14 protein-coding genes are annotated in these 16,785 nt (G+C 66.7%); 4 read left to right on the top strand and 10 right to left on the bottom strand.

The window, feature by feature from the left end; translation table 11 throughout:
• Positions 1 to 66: 66 nt before the first annotated feature.
• From LAQ74_RS08935 to LAQ74_RS08950, 4 genes are all read right to left on the bottom strand, one after another.
• Positions 67 to 1,137: an NAD(P)/FAD-dependent oxidoreductase gene (locus LAQ74_RS08935; protein ID WP_224332205.1), complete on the bottom strand. Its 1,071-nt coding sequence runs from the start codon at positions 1,135 to 1,137 to the stop codon at positions 67 to 69.
• Positions 1,138 to 1,260: 123 nt separating this feature from the next.
• Positions 1,261 to 1,893 (bottom strand): class I SAM-dependent methyltransferase, encoded by a 633-nt coding sequence (locus LAQ74_RS08940; RefSeq protein ID WP_224332206.1) that lies wholly within the window; start codon positions 1,891 to 1,893, stop codon positions 1,261 to 1,263.
• Positions 1,894 to 2,058: 165 nt separating this feature from the next.
• Entirely contained in the window at positions 2,059 to 4,143 is a 2,085-nt protein-coding gene (locus LAQ74_RS08945) for a type II secretion system F family protein (RefSeq protein WP_224332207.1), read from the bottom strand.
• Positions 4,140 to 5,912 carry a type II/IV secretion system ATPase subunit gene (locus tag LAQ74_RS08950; protein WP_224332208.1) on the bottom strand — a complete coding sequence of 591 codons (1,773 nt, stop codon included), beginning with the start codon at positions 5,910 to 5,912 and terminating at the stop codon, positions 4,140 to 4,142. Before LAQ74_RS08950 ends, LAQ74_RS08945 begins: the two co-directional genes overlap by 4 nt.
• Positions 5,913 to 6,156: 244 nt before the next feature.
• Here LAQ74_RS08950 and LAQ74_RS08955 point away from each other — a divergent pair, with 244 nt between their 5' ends.
• Entirely contained in the window at positions 6,157 to 6,633 is a 477-nt protein-coding gene (locus LAQ74_RS08955; RefSeq protein WP_224332209.1) for a DUF5793 family protein, read from the top strand.
• A gap of 84 nt (positions 6,634 to 6,717) precedes the next feature.
• Positions 6,718 to 7,344, top strand: a complete 627-nt coding sequence (locus tag LAQ74_RS08960) for a uracil-DNA glycosylase family protein (protein ID WP_224332210.1) — start codon at positions 6,718 to 6,720, stop codon at positions 7,342 to 7,344.
• 402 nt (positions 7,345 to 7,746) lie between these two features.
• On the opposite strand, the gene LAQ74_RS08965 is transcribed toward LAQ74_RS08960, so the two are convergent.
• The 3 genes from LAQ74_RS08965 to LAQ74_RS08975 form a co-directional block, all read right to left on the bottom strand.
• The gene (locus LAQ74_RS08965) at positions 7,747 to 9,429 is read right to left on the bottom strand and encodes an acetate--CoA ligase (protein WP_224332211.1); all 1,683 of its coding nucleotides are present in this window, start codon (positions 9,427 to 9,429) and stop codon (positions 7,747 to 7,749) included.
• An 83-nt stretch (positions 9,430 to 9,512) separates the two neighbouring features.
• A complete protein-coding gene (locus LAQ74_RS08970; protein WP_224332212.1) occupies positions 9,513 to 10,187 on the bottom strand; it encodes an MBL fold metallo-hydrolase in 675 nt (224 codons plus the stop codon).
• A gap of 67 nt (positions 10,188 to 10,254) precedes the next feature.
• The gene (locus LAQ74_RS08975; protein ID WP_224332213.1) at positions 10,255 to 11,331 is read right to left on the bottom strand and encodes a DnaJ domain-containing protein; all 1,077 of its coding nucleotides are present in this window, start codon (positions 11,329 to 11,331) and stop codon (positions 10,255 to 10,257) included.
• A gap of 149 nt (positions 11,332 to 11,480) precedes the next feature.
• Here LAQ74_RS08975 and LAQ74_RS08980 point away from each other — a divergent pair, with 149 nt between their 5' ends.
• Together LAQ74_RS08980 and LAQ74_RS08985 are read left to right on the top strand one after the other, a co-directional pair.
• The gene (locus LAQ74_RS08980) at positions 11,481 to 12,467 is read left to right on the top strand and encodes an MBL fold metallo-hydrolase (RefSeq protein ID WP_224332214.1); all 987 of its coding nucleotides are present in this window, start codon (positions 11,481 to 11,483) and stop codon (positions 12,465 to 12,467) included.
• 76 nt (positions 12,468 to 12,543) lie between these two features.
• On the top strand, positions 12,544 to 12,831 hold the full coding sequence (locus LAQ74_RS08985; RefSeq protein WP_224332215.1) for a DNA-directed RNA polymerase subunit L: 288 nt from the start codon (positions 12,544 to 12,546) through the stop codon (positions 12,829 to 12,831).
• A 27-nt stretch (positions 12,832 to 12,858) separates the two neighbouring features.
• On the opposite strand, the gene LAQ74_RS08990 is transcribed toward LAQ74_RS08985, so the two are convergent.
• The 3 genes from LAQ74_RS08990 to LAQ74_RS09000 form a co-directional block, all read right to left on the bottom strand.
• Positions 12,859 to 13,431 (bottom strand): DUF1684 domain-containing protein, encoded by a 573-nt coding sequence (locus LAQ74_RS08990; RefSeq protein WP_224332216.1) that lies wholly within the window; start codon positions 13,429 to 13,431, stop codon positions 12,859 to 12,861.
• Between the two features lie 118 nt (positions 13,432 to 13,549).
• Entirely contained in the window at positions 13,550 to 14,362 is an 813-nt protein-coding gene (gene hisF, locus LAQ74_RS08995; protein WP_224332217.1) for an imidazole glycerol phosphate synthase subunit HisF, read from the bottom strand.
• 580 nt (positions 14,363 to 14,942) lie between these two features.
• Positions 14,943 to 16,730, bottom strand: coding sequence for a glycoside hydrolase family 13 protein (locus LAQ74_RS09000; RefSeq protein ID WP_224332218.1), 1,788 nt, complete (start codon positions 16,728 to 16,730; stop codon positions 14,943 to 14,945).
• Between the last annotated feature and the right edge of the window lie 55 nt (positions 16,731 to 16,785).

The raw sequence follows: 16,785 nt of genomic DNA on the forward strand, positions 1-16,785 counted from the left end.
GAGTCACGACGAGTCGTCGTATTCAATCATTCCATCGACGGCGGAGAGAGCCGAGAGAGTCGTCGTTCAGTCGTCGTCCGCGGGCGGTGCACGCGCTTCTCCGAACGCGCGGGCGGCGTCGCGGACGCGAGCGCCGAGACCCGGCGTCTCGTCGAGATCGACGGGACCGTGCTCGCGAATCTCGTCGAGGCTGCGCGGGAACTCCCGGAGGTCGTAGTGGATACCGATACCCGCGTTCGCGCCCTCGCCCATCGCGACGGGGACCTGATTGTGTCCGGGCGTGACGTCGCCGACGGCGACGACGCCCTCGACGCTCGTCCGGCCGTGGTCGTCGACGGCGACGGTGCCGTCGTCGGTGAGTTCGCAGCCGAGCTGTTCGGCGAGGTCGGTGTTGTAGTTCGAGCCGTACATCGGGAAGCCGCCGCGGTACTCGCGGAACTCGCCGTCGTCGAACTCGAACCCCTCCAGCCAGCCGTCGTCGCCCTTCTGCATACCGGTGATCTCGGCATCGACGATGTCGACGGGATGTCCTAGGAGGCGCTCGTCGGTCTCGTCGCTCCACTCGGGGTCGTCGCCGCGGAGCAGGAGGTCCACCTCGTCGGTGAAGTTGAGCATGATCATCGCGACGTGGGCGGCGCTCTCGCCGTTACCCATCACGTACACCGGCCGATCGACGAACATGTACGCGTCGCAGTGTAGGCAGTAGTGCAAGCCCTTGCCCGTCCGCGGCAGCGGCGGGTCCGGGCGCTCGTCGGAGAACCCGGTCGCGAGCACGACGCGCCGGGCGAGGAACTCGTCCTCGTTGCCGAGGAGGCGGAACCGGCCGTCGTCGTTCTGTTCGGCCTCGGTTATCAGGTCGCGGTGGAACTCCGCGCCGTACTCTTTGACCTGTTCGCGGGCGGTCTCCAGAAACTCGTTACCCGAGACGTCCTCGGTGACGCCGATGACGTTGTGCGTGTCGACCATCATCGCGGCGCGGCCGCCGCCGCGGTCGACGACCGCCGTGTCGTGACCGAGTCGGGTCGTGTACAGCGCCGTCGAGAGTCCGGCGGGGCCGCCGCCGACGACGACGACATCGTACGATTCTGTCGTCCGACTCGACGCGTCTTGCTCGTCGCCTGCTGAAGTCTCGCTCATTGCCAGCCTGTTGGAACGGCCCTCGTTTAAGAATGTAGCTCGCGTGCGACGGGAGCGCCCGCCCGTGACAGAGTGACATGCGTACAGGGACGCTACCGGCGTCGACACTGTCGGACTCGGTGCTCACACCACGACGGCGTAGCAGTTGCCGCTGGAGACGAACACGTCGACGGGCGTGAGGTCGCTCGAACCGAGGTCGTCGCGGAACTCGTCGGGGTCGTAGATGTGGTAGAACCGGGGAACTCGCTCGCCGCCCGGCAGCGTCCAGTCGACGGTCGTGTCGAACCCCGCCGTCTCCTCGAACGTGCTGTGCTCGGTACTCCAGGCGCTCACCAGCGCGCGGCCACCGGGTCGCAGCACCCGCGCGAGTTCGTCGAGGCTCGCGACTCTGGCCTCGCGGGAGGTGAGGTGATGCAGCGTCGCGACGTACACCGCGAGGTCGAACGTCTCGGTCCGAAACGGGAGTCGCGCGGCGTCGCCGTGGACGAGCGACACGTCGAACCCGCGCTCGGCGGCGCGCTTGCGGGCTTCGCGCAGCAGTTGTCGGCTCACGTCGAGTCCGACGACGCTCCGCGCGTGCGACGCCAGTAACTCGCAGTGCCGCCCGTTCGCACAGCCGACGTCGAGCGCCCGCGTCGCCGGTCTCTCGTCGGCCACGTCGGCGACGAACGACTCTACCTCCGGCCACGGATACTCGCGGGTCGCCGCGAAGTGTTCGGCGATGGCGTCGTACGTCGCTCGCGGGTCGCCCTCCATGGGATAGAGTTCGGCGGGGAGAATAAACCAGCACCGGCCTGCGACGACCCGCGACGGCCCGTGAAGATCCTCGACAATTCACGACAACCCACGACGACTCACGACAACCCACGACGACTTGCGGTGACGCACCGCGACCCCATCTCGGCCCGGCGTTCAGAGGATTCAGAGGAGTGTGAACGCGAGCGCCGTCAGCGCGAGCAACACTACGACGTGTTTGATGCCGCCAGCGGGCGTCCCTTCGCCGAGTTGCCCCGCGACGACGCCGGAACACACCGCGTGGACGACGCACATGTGGTACAGCGTGAGCGTGTAGAGCCCGATGTCGACGCCCGTGAACCCGACGAGCGACGCCGGTCCGCCGGAGGTGACGCCTCCGTCCGGGGCGGCCGTCTGTGCCTCGTGGACCGCGGGGACGAACGCGAGCGTGATGGCGGCGACGATTGCGAGGAAGACGAAAAAGGAGATGTAGATGACTAGCTGGTAGGTGAGCATCTCCTGGCGGCGCTCCTCGCGGAGTCGCTCGGTCGCCTCGGCCTCGTCGGCGGCGATGCGGAGGACAGGACCGAGGTCACCGCTGGCGCGGGTAGCGTTGGCGATGAGCGCAACCGCTCGGGTTACCATCCCCGAGCCGACACGACGGTCGAAGCGCGCCAGCGCCGCCTCCACGTTTGCACCCCACTCGATGTCGCGCCGGAGTCGACGCACGTCCGGTGTGAGCGCTCCCAGGTCGCTGTCGGCGACGCGCTGGAAGCTCTCGACGACGGTCGAACCCGCCTCGTTGACGCTCGCCAGTCGGTCGAGGAAGTCCGGGACCGCCGCCTCGTACGCGCGGATGCGACGCTTCCGGAACTCGTGAGCGAGCGCGAACCCGCCGAGTGCGAGCGTCGTCGCCTCGACGAGCGGCCCGTCGAGCGCCGTCACCGCGCCGACGAGGTCGGCAGGGACCGTCGAGAAATCGATGCGAGCGACGAACCACAGAAGCGCCACCGGGACGCTGACCCACAGCGCCCGAACCGGCCGGTCGAGGAGCGCACCGGCGGGGTCGGAGAGCATCGCTCGAATCGGACGGATGCGGTCGTGGATTCGCAGGCGTTCCCTGTCGGCGCTCCAGCGGTCGGGCGGCACCTCCGCGGGGGCGACCGCGGTCAACGCGTCACCTTCGACCGTCCCGCCGTCGGCGACGACGTCGTCGTCCGTACCAGGGTCGAGACGGTTCGACGGCGGTCGGTACGACTGGGTGAGGCTATCGACGTAGACGACGTAGCCCGCCGTCGCCAGCGGGATTCCGAGATAGACGATGAACCGGAGCATCGCGAGCGTGTCGCTGAGAACGAGGCCGATGACGACGAGGATGGTGACGAGAAGCAGCGGTCCGACGACCAGAAGCGAGACGTACGCCTCCGCGAACGTCGCCAGCAGTTCGAGATACCGGAGCTGCTGGGACGCCGCTTTCGTCTCGTAGCGCTCGTACTGGTCGTGGAGGAAGCCGGAGAGATTGCGGCCGCTGCCGAGGACGCTCGCGAGGTTCTCGGCGAACTCGGCCATGTCCTCGCTGGGCGTCCGACGGGCGGTCCGCGACAGCGCCGTCAGCACGTCGACGCCGAACATCTCAATCTCGCGGACGGCGACGCCGATCTCGACCGCCGCCTCGCCGTAGACGTCGTCGTTCTCCGCGAGCGTCGAGAGCACCGTCGGAAACGACGTGCCGCTCCGCGACAGCGCGTAGACGAACGCGACGGTCCGGGGCAGCGACGCGTCGATGCGGTTCGCTCGGGTGCGGGCCGTCGCGTCGTGGAGATACCAGCGCGCCCAGTAACAGCCGACGCCGAGGCACACCGCGAGGCCGCCCCCGACGGCGAGCAGCAGGAGGAATCGGGCGCTGTGACGCATCGACCCGGAGTCGTCGACGAGCGCGGTCCCCGCGAGCGCCTCCGCCGCCTCCAGCGGCGATATCGCGAGCAGTCCGAGCCCCGCGCCGAGACACGCCCCGGCAAGCGCCAGCAGAGCCGAGAAGAACAGCGTCCGGGAGGCGTGGGCGTAGTGGGTTTCGGCGACGTGGGCGGCGCGGAGGCGGTCGATCTGTCGGGCCTTCCGTGGGCCGTCGTCAGCGACGTAGTCACCGAAGACGAGTGTCGACGCGCGGGTGAGCAGGCGGTTCGTCGGTGCGTGGACGACCGAGAGGCAGAGCGGAGCGCAGAGCAGCACCGCGAACGCGACGGCGAATGCGACCCCCGCGGCGAGAATCACCGTCTCGCTCCGTCGGTCGCCGCCTCGGCGGGATGGTCGCCAGCGTCGTCGCCAGCGTCGTCGCCGCCGTCGTCGCCAGCGTCGTCGTCGCCGTCGTCGCCATCGCTACTGCCACCCCGGCCTCCACCGTCGTCCTCGTCGAGGCCGACACGCGAGAGCGCCGCCTCCGGGTCGGCGTAGTACTGGTCGACGAGCGCGGTGAAACGGCGGAAGTCCGAGATGCCACGTTCGCACAGTACGTCGAGGAACCGCTTTCGACGGTTGAGTTCGCGCAGCAGCGTCGACCGGTCCCAGCCTCTCTCGGCCTGAATCTCGTCGAGCAGGTCGCTGTCGTGTCGGGTGAACTCGTCGCGTCCGGGGTTCCACGAGAAGGACGACGAGTAGTCGAGTTCGCCCGTCCGCTGGTCGATGCCGCCGAGTTCGCCGATGATTTTCGTGCGCCGGACGCGTTCGCCGTCGAAGCGGGTGAGCGTCTGTATCGAGAGGATGTCGAGCGACTGCACCATCGCCCGCGGCACGTCGATGGGTTCGTTCTCCAGTCGGTTGATGACCGTCTCGATGCTGTCGGCGTGCATCGTCGAGAACGTCGTGTGGCCGGTGTTCATCGCCTGAAACAGCGTGACGGCCTCCCTTCCCCTGACCTCGCCGACGAGGATGTACTCGGGGCGGTGTCTGAGCGCCGAACGAAGCAGGTCGTACATGTCGACGTCAGCGCCCTCCTGGCGGCGCTCGCGCGTGACGCCCGAGAGCCAGTTGTCGTGGTGCAGCGCCAGTTCGCGGGTGTCCTCGATGGAGAGCACCTTCGCCCGCGGCGGGATGAACATCGAGACGGCGTTCATCGAGGTGGTCTTGCCCGACGCCGTGCCGCCCGCGAAGACGAGCGACTTGTTGTGTTCGATGCAGAGCCACAGGTACGCCATCTGTTCGACGCTGAAGGTGCCGAACTCGACGAGATCGACGGGCGTGAACGGCTCTTCGGCGTACTGTCGGATGGTGAACGCCGAGCCTCTGGGCGTCACCTCCTCGCCGAGGGCGAGTTCCGCGCGCGACCCGTCGGGCAGCGTCGTCTCGACGATGGGGTCGCCCACGGAGATATGGCGACCGGACTGCTGAGCGAGACGGACGACGAAGTCGTCGAGTTCGTCGCGCTCGAAGCGGATGTCGGTCGCGATGTCGGCGTACTCGTTGTGGTACGCGAAGATGGGGACGCCGTAGCCGTCGCAGGAGAGATCCTCGATTCGCGGGTCGGACAGAAGCGGGTCGATGCGGCCGAACCCGCGGAAGTCGCGGTGGAGGTAGTACAGAAGAGTGTGGAAACTCTCGGCCCCCGGCGAGACGCCGTACGATTCGAGCAGTCCGGCGAGCGCGTCGGCCAGCGGGTCGTCTTCGAGCGTCGCGTCGCCGCTGTCGGCGGGGCTCACCGGGTCGTCACCGAACAGCAGCGGTTCCCGGATGTCGCTCGACGTGCGGCGGAGCAACGCCCGCTCGAACGCGTCGAGGTCGGGTTCGACCGTGTGGTAGCGGTGGGCGTTCTCGGCCGCCGCGTACGTGACGACGACGTAGGCGTACGGCGCGCTCACCCAGTAACGGTCGACCTCCTCGTGACCGTTCGGCGGGTCGAACGAAGCGAGCGGTCCGTCCGACGCCGGCCGGAGCGGCCGAACCGCCACGTCGACGCCGCGCAACAGTTCGAGCGTCCGCGACGCTCGTCGTCGAAGCGCGTCGAGGGGCGTCGTCGGTCCGGCCGAAGATATCGATTCGTCTGACATTCTGTTTCTCCGAAGTTCAGCGCGACCATTCCGGCGCGGGGGTCTTAAAACCGAGCGTCCGGTCGGGGCGGCGCGCCGAACGACGGGTGGTCGACGAAGATGGACGCGAAGCGGGGTCGACAGGGTCACGATGAGGGTGGACGCGAAGCGAAGTCGACGGACCACGAAGAGGAGTGGAAGCCACCATTCGACCTCCCGCCGGCGTTACGTTCATACCGCCTCGAACCGAAGTTCCTGCTATCGAATGAGGCGGGATTACTTCGAACTGGCAGTCGAACACATCGACTGGGTCGAAACCGGCGACGCGCCCGAGAAGCCGACGGTAAAAATCGACTTCTACGGCCCCGCGGAACTCCTCCAGCGGCGGCTTTCGGGCGTGGACGGAGAGCTTCTCGACGCGAAACAGACCGACGTCGCGTTTCGACTTCAGGAATCGCTGGACGAGAGCCCCGAGGCACCGGGCGTCGTCAGTGTCACGAACCGCATCACGGGTGACTTCGTCCTCGAACTGAACGAGGACGCCGACGACGTGCTGAAGTTCATCCGGGCCGCGCGCGAGTACGGGAAAGCGTCCGGCGACGACGACGGCCGGTACCGAGTCGAACTCTCCATCGAAGGCGAACCGCTCGTCACGTACGAAAAGACGACGTTTCTCGTCTACAACGCCGACGGCGACCTGATGCGACGAGAGAGCCTCATCCCCTCCGGCGTCGAACTCTGAGTTCGTCGCCGCTGCGCTCCGTCGACCGGCGGAAACGTCGCCCGAATCACGCCTCTTATAACGCTCAGCCGCCGTATTCGGCCCGTGAAGAACGTCACCGACCGCACGAGCAACCCGTTCGGCATGCGGCCGTCCTGCCCCGAGTTCGTCCCCGGCTACGGCGACGCCAACGCGCACTTTCACGTCGTCGGCGACCACCCCGGCGTCCACGGCGGCGCCGACACCGGCGTCCCCTTTACGAACGAAGCGAGTCGAAAACTCCAGCGGGCGCTCGTCGAGGCGGGGTTACTCCGCAGCGCGGGTGACGAACCGGAGGTCGACCGGACGTTCCTGTCGTACCTCCACATGTGCGTCTCCGAAACGACGCCGACGCAGGCGGCGTACGACGACATGGAACGGTTCTTCGACGCAGAACTCCGCGCCATCGCCGCGCACGTTCTCGTGCCGGTGGGCGCACGCGCGACGAAGCACGTCCTCGAAATGTACACCGCACAGGCGTGGAAGACCGAAATTGACATGGAACAACTCCACGCGACGGAGATGCGCGGCAGCGGGTGGCTCGTCGTCCCCGTCAAAGACCCCGCGGAGTGGGAGGACGGCGACGGGGACCGCCTCGTCGAGGCGCTGTTGACGCTGCAGTCGACCGACTACCGTCGCGAGACGGACCTCGGGCGCTTCCTCCCCGGCGACGACCCGTATCTCGTCCGGTAGGTCCACTTCGAAAAATAATTATAAATCCGACAGAATTGAGACGACTGTCCAGCGAAGCGGAGGCGTTCTTTCTATAGTGGAATATCGTGCGGGAGTTTGGTCTATTTCTGCGCGGTTCATGCACTTACTCCGAGAATTCAGGCTGATATTGGACTATACCAAGGATTTTTAGTGGTATCTATCAAATCAGTAGTTGGCGTGCGTGGATGCCCATGCCGCCATTTGCGACTGCGGGACTGGTGCTCACCGTAGTGGCTTGGTCAAAGGCGGTCCGCCTCGCGGACCGTTTTCCACTCTTCTGAACCACGTCGCTCCGCGAGCGATGGGGTCGGCGGAACGCACACCGAAGCGCGCAGTTCGCGATACCGGCGCCGAGAACTCAGAGAGGGAACCCGAGACCGACTACGCCGTCGGGTCGTCGGTCTGGTCGCGCAATTCCGTCCGTCGAATCTTGCCCGTCACCGTCTTCGGCAAGTCGTCGACGAACTCCACCTCCCTGGGGTACTCGTGCGCGGAGAGTTCGTTTCGGACGTGCTGCTGAATGTCCTCCGCGAGTTCGTCGCCGGGGCTCTCACCCTCGGCGAGGACGACGTACGCCTTCACGATGTTACCGCGCTCGGAGTGGGGTTTGGGGACGACGGCCGCCTCCGCGACGGCGGGGTGTTCGCCGAGCGACGACTCCACCTCGAACGGGCCGATGCGGTAGCCCGACGAGAGGATGACGTCGTCGGCGCGGCCCTCGAACCAGAAGTAGCCGTCCTCGTCCTTCTGGGCCAGGTCGCCCGAGAGATACCAATCGTTCACGAAACAGTCGGCGGTCTGCTCCGGCTTCTCCCAGTACTCCGCGAAGAAACACGGGAACTCGCCGCGGTGGGCGATCTCGCCCGTCTCGTTCGGCCCCAGGGGTTCGCCCGTCTCGGGGTCGACGATGTCGGAGGTCACGCCGGGGAGCGGTTTACCCATGCTCCCCGGTCTGAGTTCCATCGTCGGGTAGTTGTTGACGACCATGTTGCCCGTCTCGGTCTGGCCGTAGGTGTCGTACACCGTCACGCCAAGGCGCTCTTCAGCCCAGTCGATGACGCCCGCGCTCAGCGGTTCGCCGATGCTCAGCGCGTGTCTGAGGTCGAGATTGACGCCCGCGAGCACCTCCTCGTTCGCGCGGAGCATCCGGTAGGCGGTGGGGACGCTGAAGAGAACGGAGACGGGATACTCGTCGAGCAACTCAGCCCACGTCTCGGGGTCGAACTCGCCCTCGTAGGTGAACAGCGTCGTCCCCCAGAACCACGCGCCGAGCGTGTTGATGGGGCCGGTGAGCCAGCCCAAATCGGCCGTGCTCCAGTAGAGGTCGCCCGGTTGGAGGTCGACGGCGAATCGCTGGGTCGCCGCGACGCCCGCGACCCACCGGTGTTTGTGGAGAACGCCCTTCGCCAGTCCCGTGGTCCCGCTGGTGTAGTACAGCAGCGCGTCGTCCTCGCCGCCCGTTTCCGCCACCTGGTACTCGTCGCTCGCCTCACTCATCGCGCGGTCGAAGTCCACGTCGTCGTGACGCTCGTCGCCCTGCCGCCTCTCGCCGCGAGCGTCGTCCGTTCCGAGGACGATTACGGTCTCGACCGAGGGCGCGTCGTCGAGCGCTCGCTCCACCGTCTCCTCGTTCTCGGCGGTCGTGACGACGAGTTTCGCGTCGCAGTCGTCGAGGCGGTAGGTGATGCCATCAGGTCCGAACCGCTCGTTGACGCTGCCCCAGACGGCCCCGCGCTTCAGCGCGCCGACGAGCGCGACGTAGTGTTCGGGCACCCGCGGCATGTACGAGAACACCCGGTCGCTGCGCTCGACGCCGAGTGATTCGAGTACGTTCGCGAATCGGTTCGACTGCTCCCTCAGTTCGGCGAAAGTGAGTGTCTCGCTCTCCCCGTCGGTGCCGACGTAGCGAAGCGCCACGTTCTCGCCGCCGGCGGCGTGGCGGTCGCACACCTCGTGCGCGATGTTCAGTCGCTCGGGCGCGTCCCAGTCGGCTTCGCCGTAGATGTCGTCCCACGTGAACGAGTCGTACGTCTCCTCGTACGATTCGAGGTTGTGCTGTGTCATCAACGAACGTGATGATAACCGACGAAATAACGGTACGGACGGGTCGTTCAGACTGAATTGTTAGAGAAGACGAACGAGTGCGCTCAGAGCAACTCGGCGTACTCGCGGAACCGCCGGCCTCCCTCGGACCGAACCGGGTCGCCGTGACCCATCCCGACGACGTCGACGTCGCCGAGGTGCTCGGCCAACTGGCGGACGCTCCGGTCGTTTCGGTCGGCGTCGTAGGCGAGCACGGAGGGGAGGCGCGCGAACCGACCGTCGTCGCCGCGGACGAGATCGCCGACGAGCGCCAACCCGTACTCGCGGTGGACGAACGAGGTGTGTCCCGGCGTGTGGCCGGGGGTCCGGTAGGCGACGAACGCGCCGACGGTGTCGCCGTCGACGACGCGTTCGACTTCGAGGTCCGGCACGTCGACGAACGCGCCGAGGGCGCGCTGGAGCACGCCCTTGTGGTTGCCGAGCGGCGGTTTCGCCTCCCCCAGTAGAAAGCTCGCGTCGGGTTCGCTGGCGTAGACGGGCGCGTCGAGGCCCATCTCGGCCAACCCGGCGAGCGCGCCGACGTGGTCGAAGTCGTAGTGGGTGAGGAGGACGCGTTCGACTTCGGCGAGCGAGTAGCCGGCGCGCGCGACGTACTCGCGGAGTCGGGTGGCGTCCATCGGCGTGCCCGCGTCGACGAGCGTCAGTCCCTCGGCGTCGACGAGATAGGCGTTGATGCCGCGGAGCGGTACCCGCCACGTCGTGTCGGAAGGCGGACTCATGGAGGACGATAGGAGCGCCGAAAGGAAAAATCAGGGGAATCGGACTGTTCGTCGCCGGAGGTGGCGTTTACCGCGTCGCCCAGAGATACCGTCCCACGTCGCCGATGAACAGCGCCGCCGAGAGAACGGGCACGACGACGGCCAGAAGCAGCGTCAGCGACGCCATCGGCGCGAGCGCGGCGCTCAGGCCGACGGCGGCGAGCGGGGCGAACGCGCCGACGACGTAGAACCACGTCGTCCCCGAACCGAACCGGTGGACGGTGACGACGAGCGAGAGCGGGAGTGCGACCGCGCCGACCGGGAAGAGGAGGGCGGTGGGTGTCGTCGGGGCCGTCTGTCCCGCTGCGAGGACGAACTCGAAGAGGCTTCCGAGGCCGAACGAACCGGTCAGCGCCGCCGACGGCGCGGCCGCGAGTTCGGCCGCAAACGCTTCAAGCGCGGCGAGTTCGAAGACGAAGAACTGCGCGATACCGGCGGCGTACAGTATCGTCGCGCCGAGGACGGCCGTCCAGTGGTACAGAAGTGTTCGACGACGCGACGAGCGGGCCTCGTTCTGTTCGCGCTGTTGGCGGCGGCGCGCGCGACGGGCCTCCCGCGCTCTCGCGCGGGCGCTCGTTGCCTCCGGGTCGTGGCCGCCGACCGTCGCGTTCGTCGGACGAGCACTCGACCGACTGCGGGAGGTCCTCGTCGTACTCGTCGACGAGGCGGTACCGGACGCCGAGGCCGAGCGAGCGGTCGACGAACGGCCCGTAGAGGAGGTCGACGCGGAGGAAGTCGATGTCGATGTCGACGTGCTGGTGCGACGGGACCGCGACGAGGCGGTCGCCGACGTTTCGCTGGAAGCGGACGACCTGCTCGCGGAGGTCGACGAGCTATCGTCGTCGCCCCACCGCGACGCCGAGGGGTAGCCTTTCATCCGCTTTTTCACGTACGTTCTGTGCCCCAGGCGCTCGTAGTCGGCTCGTTCGGACTCGTCGGAGAGCACGTCGTACGCCCGGCGAATCGTCTGGAACTGCGCGGTGGCGCGGTCGTCGTCGTTCACGTCCGGGTGATACTCACGCGCTTTCGCCCGGTAGGCGGCTTTCAGCTCCGCCTGTGTCGCGTCGTCGGAGACGCCGAGGAGGTCGTAGAAGTTCTCGGGCATACCCTGTTGCGGAAGCGCTACGCAAGCCCCCGCTTTGAATGTACCGGAGCGTGACTTTCAAGAAAGACAGGAACTGGTCGAACGCGAAGACGGAATCTATCGTAATCGAAAGTGGGAAACCTGATACGGGTCCGCCGAGTGGTTGGAACGTGAAGCGAATCCAACTGGGGAACACCGTCTTCGAGGGGAAAAACGACGTCTACCTCCTCGACGGGGAGACGACGGCCCTCGTCGATACGGGCGTCGCGACCGCGGCCGTCCGTGAGCAACTCGAATCCGAGTTGGCGGCGTTCGACGTCAGTTTCGCCGACGTCGACGAGATTCTCCTCACCCACTGGCACTACGACCACGCCGGCCTCGCCGGCGAGATACAGGCCGAGAGCGATGCCGTCGTCCGCGTCCACGAGGCCGACGCACCGCTCGTCGCCGGCGAGGAGAGCGCGCTCTCCGCCGAGAACGAGACGACGCGCCGGAAACTCCGCGAGTGGGGCCTGCCAGACGACCGCCGCGAGGAACTGCTCGACTTCCTCGGCGAACACGAGAGCCTCGCGGGTCGCCCCGCCGACGTGACGCCCTTCGGCGACGGCGAGACGTTCGATATCGACGGCCGCGAGTACGAGGCGGTCCACCTGCCCGGCCACTCCGCCGGACTTTCGGCGTTCGCCTTCGAGGGCGAGTCGGGCGAAGAAGCGTTCGTTGGCGACGCGATTCTCCCGAAGTACACCCCGAACGTCGGCGGCGCGGACGTACGCCTCGACGCACCGCTGGAACGGTACGTCGACAGTCTCGTCCGCTTCATCGACCGCGACTTCGACCGCGCGTGGCCCGGCCACCGCGACGTCATCGACGAACCGTCGGCGCGCGCGGCGACGATTCTGGAGCACCACCGCGAACGGACCGAGAACGTCGTCGGCGTACTGCGTGAGCGTGGTCCGAGCGACCCGTGGACAGTCAGCGCCCACCTCTTCGGCGAACTGCGGAACATCCACGTGCTCCACGGTCCCGGCGAGGCGTACGCCCACCTCGCACATCTCGAAGCACGCGGCGTCGCCGAACGCGACGGCAACGAGTACGAACTCGTGGACGACGACCCGGACGTGGACGACCTGTTCCCGAGGGTCGGACGCGTCGAGTAAGCGTCGCCGACGGGCGTCGAGCCACCGCCGACGGAAAGACGAAACACTAAACCGGCCCGGAGGGAAAGCAAGCGGCATGGAACTGCGGGTCATCGACAAGACCGACGAGGAACTCCGCATCGAAGTCGCCGGCGAGGACCACACGTTCATGAACGTGCTCAAGGGTGCGCTGCTGGAGACAGAGAGCGTCGTCGCCGCGACGTACGACATGAACCCCGAGCAGTCCGGCGGGCAGACAGAACCCGTGTTGACCGTCAAGACCGACGGTGCCGACCCCCTCGACGCGCTCGGCGAGTCCGCCGGACTCGTCCGGACTCAGATGGGCAGCCTCCGCGACGCCTACGAGTCGGCCGCCGGCGCGTAGCGTTCTCGACGCGTCTCGATTCTCTCTCTACTCCGCTGCGCTGTACCCCTCACTCGACTCGTACGTCTTCTCGCCCGCCTCGATAGCGACGTCGAGCCAGTTTTCGACCGGAACCATCGGACACTCGTAGCGCGCGGAGTACGCGCAGAAGGGGTTGTACGCGAGGTTGAAGTCGACGACCCACCGGCCGTCGCCGAGGCGGTCCTCGTCGGCGTGTAAGTCGAGATACCGACCCGCGCCGTACGTCTCCTCGCCGCTGGTCTCGTCGCGGAACGGTACCCAGAGCCCGGGGTCGTCCTCGCTCCGGCGGTACGCCTGTAACCGCTGTTGCTCGCCGTCGACCTCGAATCGGAACTCTCCCCAGCGCAGGTACTCGCGTTCGCCCTCCGTTGTCGTCGCGGCGACCACCTGTTCTTTGTCGTCGTGCTCGTGTAAGTCGAGCTCGAAGCGATAGTCGTCGTCCGGCGGATAGTAGTACAGACCCCCGAACTCGGCGCGTTCGATCCCATGAATCGGTGACTGCGGGTGGTCGCGGAAGTAGTCGTCTTTGTCTCGGCGGTACTGTTCGAGCGACGCCTCCCAGTCGGACGGTGTACTCATGGGCAGAGTTACGGGGTCGAAATAAATCAGCGTTCGTCGAGCGGGCCGACGACGTGCAGCAGGGCGAGACCAGAGTGACAGACGGCGAGCGACGCGCGGCGGGCGACGGACGACCCGATTACAGCCGAACCGGCACGTCGCGCTCGGCCAGATACTCTTTGCAGTCCCGAATCGAGTACTCGTCGAAATGGAAGATCGAGGCGGCGAGGCCGGCGTCGGCGCCCGCCTCGGTGAACACCTCGTACATGTCCTCGGGGCCGCCGCACCCGGAGGAGGCGATGACGGGCGTCGAGACGGCGTCGCAGACCGCTTTCGTCAGCGGAATGTCGTAGCCGTCCTTCGTGCCGTCGGCGTCGATGGAGTTGACGAACAGTTCGCCCGCGCCGCGGGACTCGGCCTCCTCGGCCCACGAGACCACGTCGACGCCGGTGCCCTCGCGGCCGCCCTTCACCGTACACTCGAACCAGCAGGACTCGCCGTCGACCCGCGCGTAGTGGTCGCCCGCCTCGTCGTATCGGCGGCGGGCGTCGACGCTGATGACCATGCACTGACTGCCGAACGCCGCCGCGCCCTCGGTGATGAGTTCGGGGCGGTCCAGCGCCGCGGTGTTGATAGAGACTTTGTCCGCCCCGGCGCGGAGCGTCTCTTTGATGTCCTCACGGGTGCGGATGCCACCGCCGACGGTCAGCGGAATGAACACCTCGTCGGCGACGCGCGAAACGGTGTCGAGCATCGTCTCGCGGCCGTCGGCGGAGGCGGTGATGTCGAGGAAGACGAACTCGTCGGCGCCCGCCTCGTTGTACAGTTTGGCCATCTCCACGGGGTCGCCGGTGTACTTCAGATCCTCGAAGTTGACGCCGGTGTAGACGGCCGGATTGCCGTGGTCGTCCAAATCCACGTCGATACAGGGGATGATGCGCTTCGTCAGCATTCGTTGCCGGAAGCTTTGCGGGTAGCGGGTTTCACGGTTTCGACTACGGAAGCGCCCCGGCGGCGAGTTCGTCGCGTCTCCGGTTCGGACCGTCCGTTTGGCCCGGACTGTCCGTTCGACTCGGACTGCCAGTTCGACCCGGACTGTCCGTTCGCTGAGACCGCCAGTTCGGCGCAAACTGTCCGTTCACCTCGCTCACGCTCGTCGGCGCAAAGCGAGAAATGGAGAAAGGGAGAGAAGGATGCTGACACACCGTTTCGCTCACCACCTTCATGGTGGTCGGGCCGTGAAGCGCCGACGGTCACTCGTACACTCTTCGGTCGGTAATAGTCGTTGCCGATACGGATAGGCTAGCTGTCAGACTCGCGGGCGTCTCGACAGTTTTCGGGACGTTCTTCTCGCTCGGCACGCCTCGAAAATCGCCCGAAAAGGAGTTTTCCGCGCGGGCTGGCCCGGGCGCGAGTCGTGAACTCGACCGGCGGAGGCGACCCATAGCAGATTGGGTCGGGCAAGCGAGCGACCGCGAGTGGACCAGTCAGTCTCTCCGAACGGGTGTGTGTGCGCGGCCGCGGCGAACGGCTCAGCCGAGTCGGTAGACGCGACTCTCCCACGGGCGGAGCGCGAGTGCGTCGACGTCGTGTTCGACCGGTGGGCCGTCGGCCGCCTCGTAGTTGCTGACGAGCAGTTCGGCGGTGGTGTCGTCGACCGCAGCCCGGACCGACTCGGGGAGTTCGAACGCCGTCTTCCGGTCGGCGAAGTTGAGTACGACGAGCGCCGTCTCGTCGCCGAGCGTTCGGGTGTACGCCCACAGGCGGTCGTGGTCGGGGTAGTGGAGGTCGTACTCGCCGTAGACGAGCACGTCGGTGCTCTTTCGAACGTCGACGAGCCGACGGTAGTGGTGCCAGACCGATGCCGGATCCTCGCGAGCGGCCTCGACGTTTATCTCCCGGTAGTTCGGGTTGACGTTTATCCACGGCTCGCCGTCGGTGAACCCGGCGTTCTCGTCGTCGGACCACTGGACCGGCGTGCGTGCGTTGTCACGGCTGTTCTCGCGCAGGCCGCCCTTTATCTCCTCGAACGACCCGACGTGGCCGGAGTCGAGCGCGTCGCGAACGGGGTTTATCGTCTCCACGTCACGGAACTCCGACAGCGACTCGAACGGGTAGTTCGTCATCCCGATTTCGGCACCTTGGAAGACGTACGGCGTCCCGCGGAGCGTAAAGAGGAGCGTCGCGAGAAGCTTCGCCGACTCGACGCGGTACTCGCCGTCGTTGCCGAAGCGCGAGACGAGGCGTGGTTGGTCGTGGTTGCTCAGATAGAGGCTGTTCCAGCCGTCGGGAAAGAGACCGTTCTGCCAGCGGGTGAAGACGCGTTTCAGTTCGGTCAGGTCGTACTCGTGGTAGTCCCAGATGTGCTCGCCCTGGTCGAGCAGCACGTGGTCGAAGTGAAACAGCGTGTCGAGGCCGTCGCCGTCCTCGCCGACGTACTGGAGCGCCTCCTCCATCGGCATCTCCTGACCGATCATCTCGCCGACGGTGAACACGTCTCGGTCGGCGAGCACCCGGTCGCCCATCTCGCCGAGATACTCGTGGACCTTCGGGCCGTCGATGGTGCCGTCGAAGTCGTCGTGGACGTGCGGCGGGTCGTGCTGGGTGACGCTCTCGGGTTTCGAGACGAGGTTGATGACGTCCATCCGGAAGCCGTCGATGCCCTTCTGGAGCCACCACTCCATCATCTCGAACACCTCGTCGCGCACCTCGGGGTTCTCCCAGTTGAGGTCCGGCTGTTTGCGGTCGAACAGATGCATGTACCACTCCTCGCTTGCGTCGTCGTACGCCCACGCGGGGCCACCGAAGAACGACCCCCACTCGTTCGGCGGCGCTTCGTGCTCGGGTCCCTCGTGGCCGGTGAACCCGTCGACGTCGGTCCGACCGTGTCGCCAGATGTAGTAGTCGCGGTAGTCGCTGTCGGGGTCGCGCGACTTCGTGAACCACGCGTGCTCGTCGGAGGTGTGGTTGACGACCAGGTCCATGATGAGCCGGATGTCCCGGTCGTGAAGCCCGTCGAGCAACCGCTCCCAGTCGTCCATCGTCCCGAACTCGTCCATGATCGACCGGTAGTCGGCGATGTCGTAGCCGTTGTCCGCGTTCGGCGACTCGTACACCGGGTTGAGCCAGACGATGTCGATGCCGAGGTCGTCGAGGTAGTCGAGTCTCTCGACGATTCCGGGGATGTCGCCGACGCCGTCGCCGTCGCTGTCGTTGAAACTCCGCGGGTAGATCTGGTAGACGACCGACTCCTTCCACCACGCCCGGTCGACGTGCGCGGGGTCGGCGTCCTCGCTCGTCGCGTCTGCTGTCTCCTTCACGGCCACACACACGGGAGGAACCCATTTAGTTGTGTTTTAGTAGGCAGGCGCAGAA

The organism is Haloprofundus halobius, from assembly GCF_020097835.1.
Lineage (GTDB): Archaea > Halobacteriota > Halobacteria > Halobacteriales > Haloferacaceae > Haloprofundus > Haloprofundus halobius.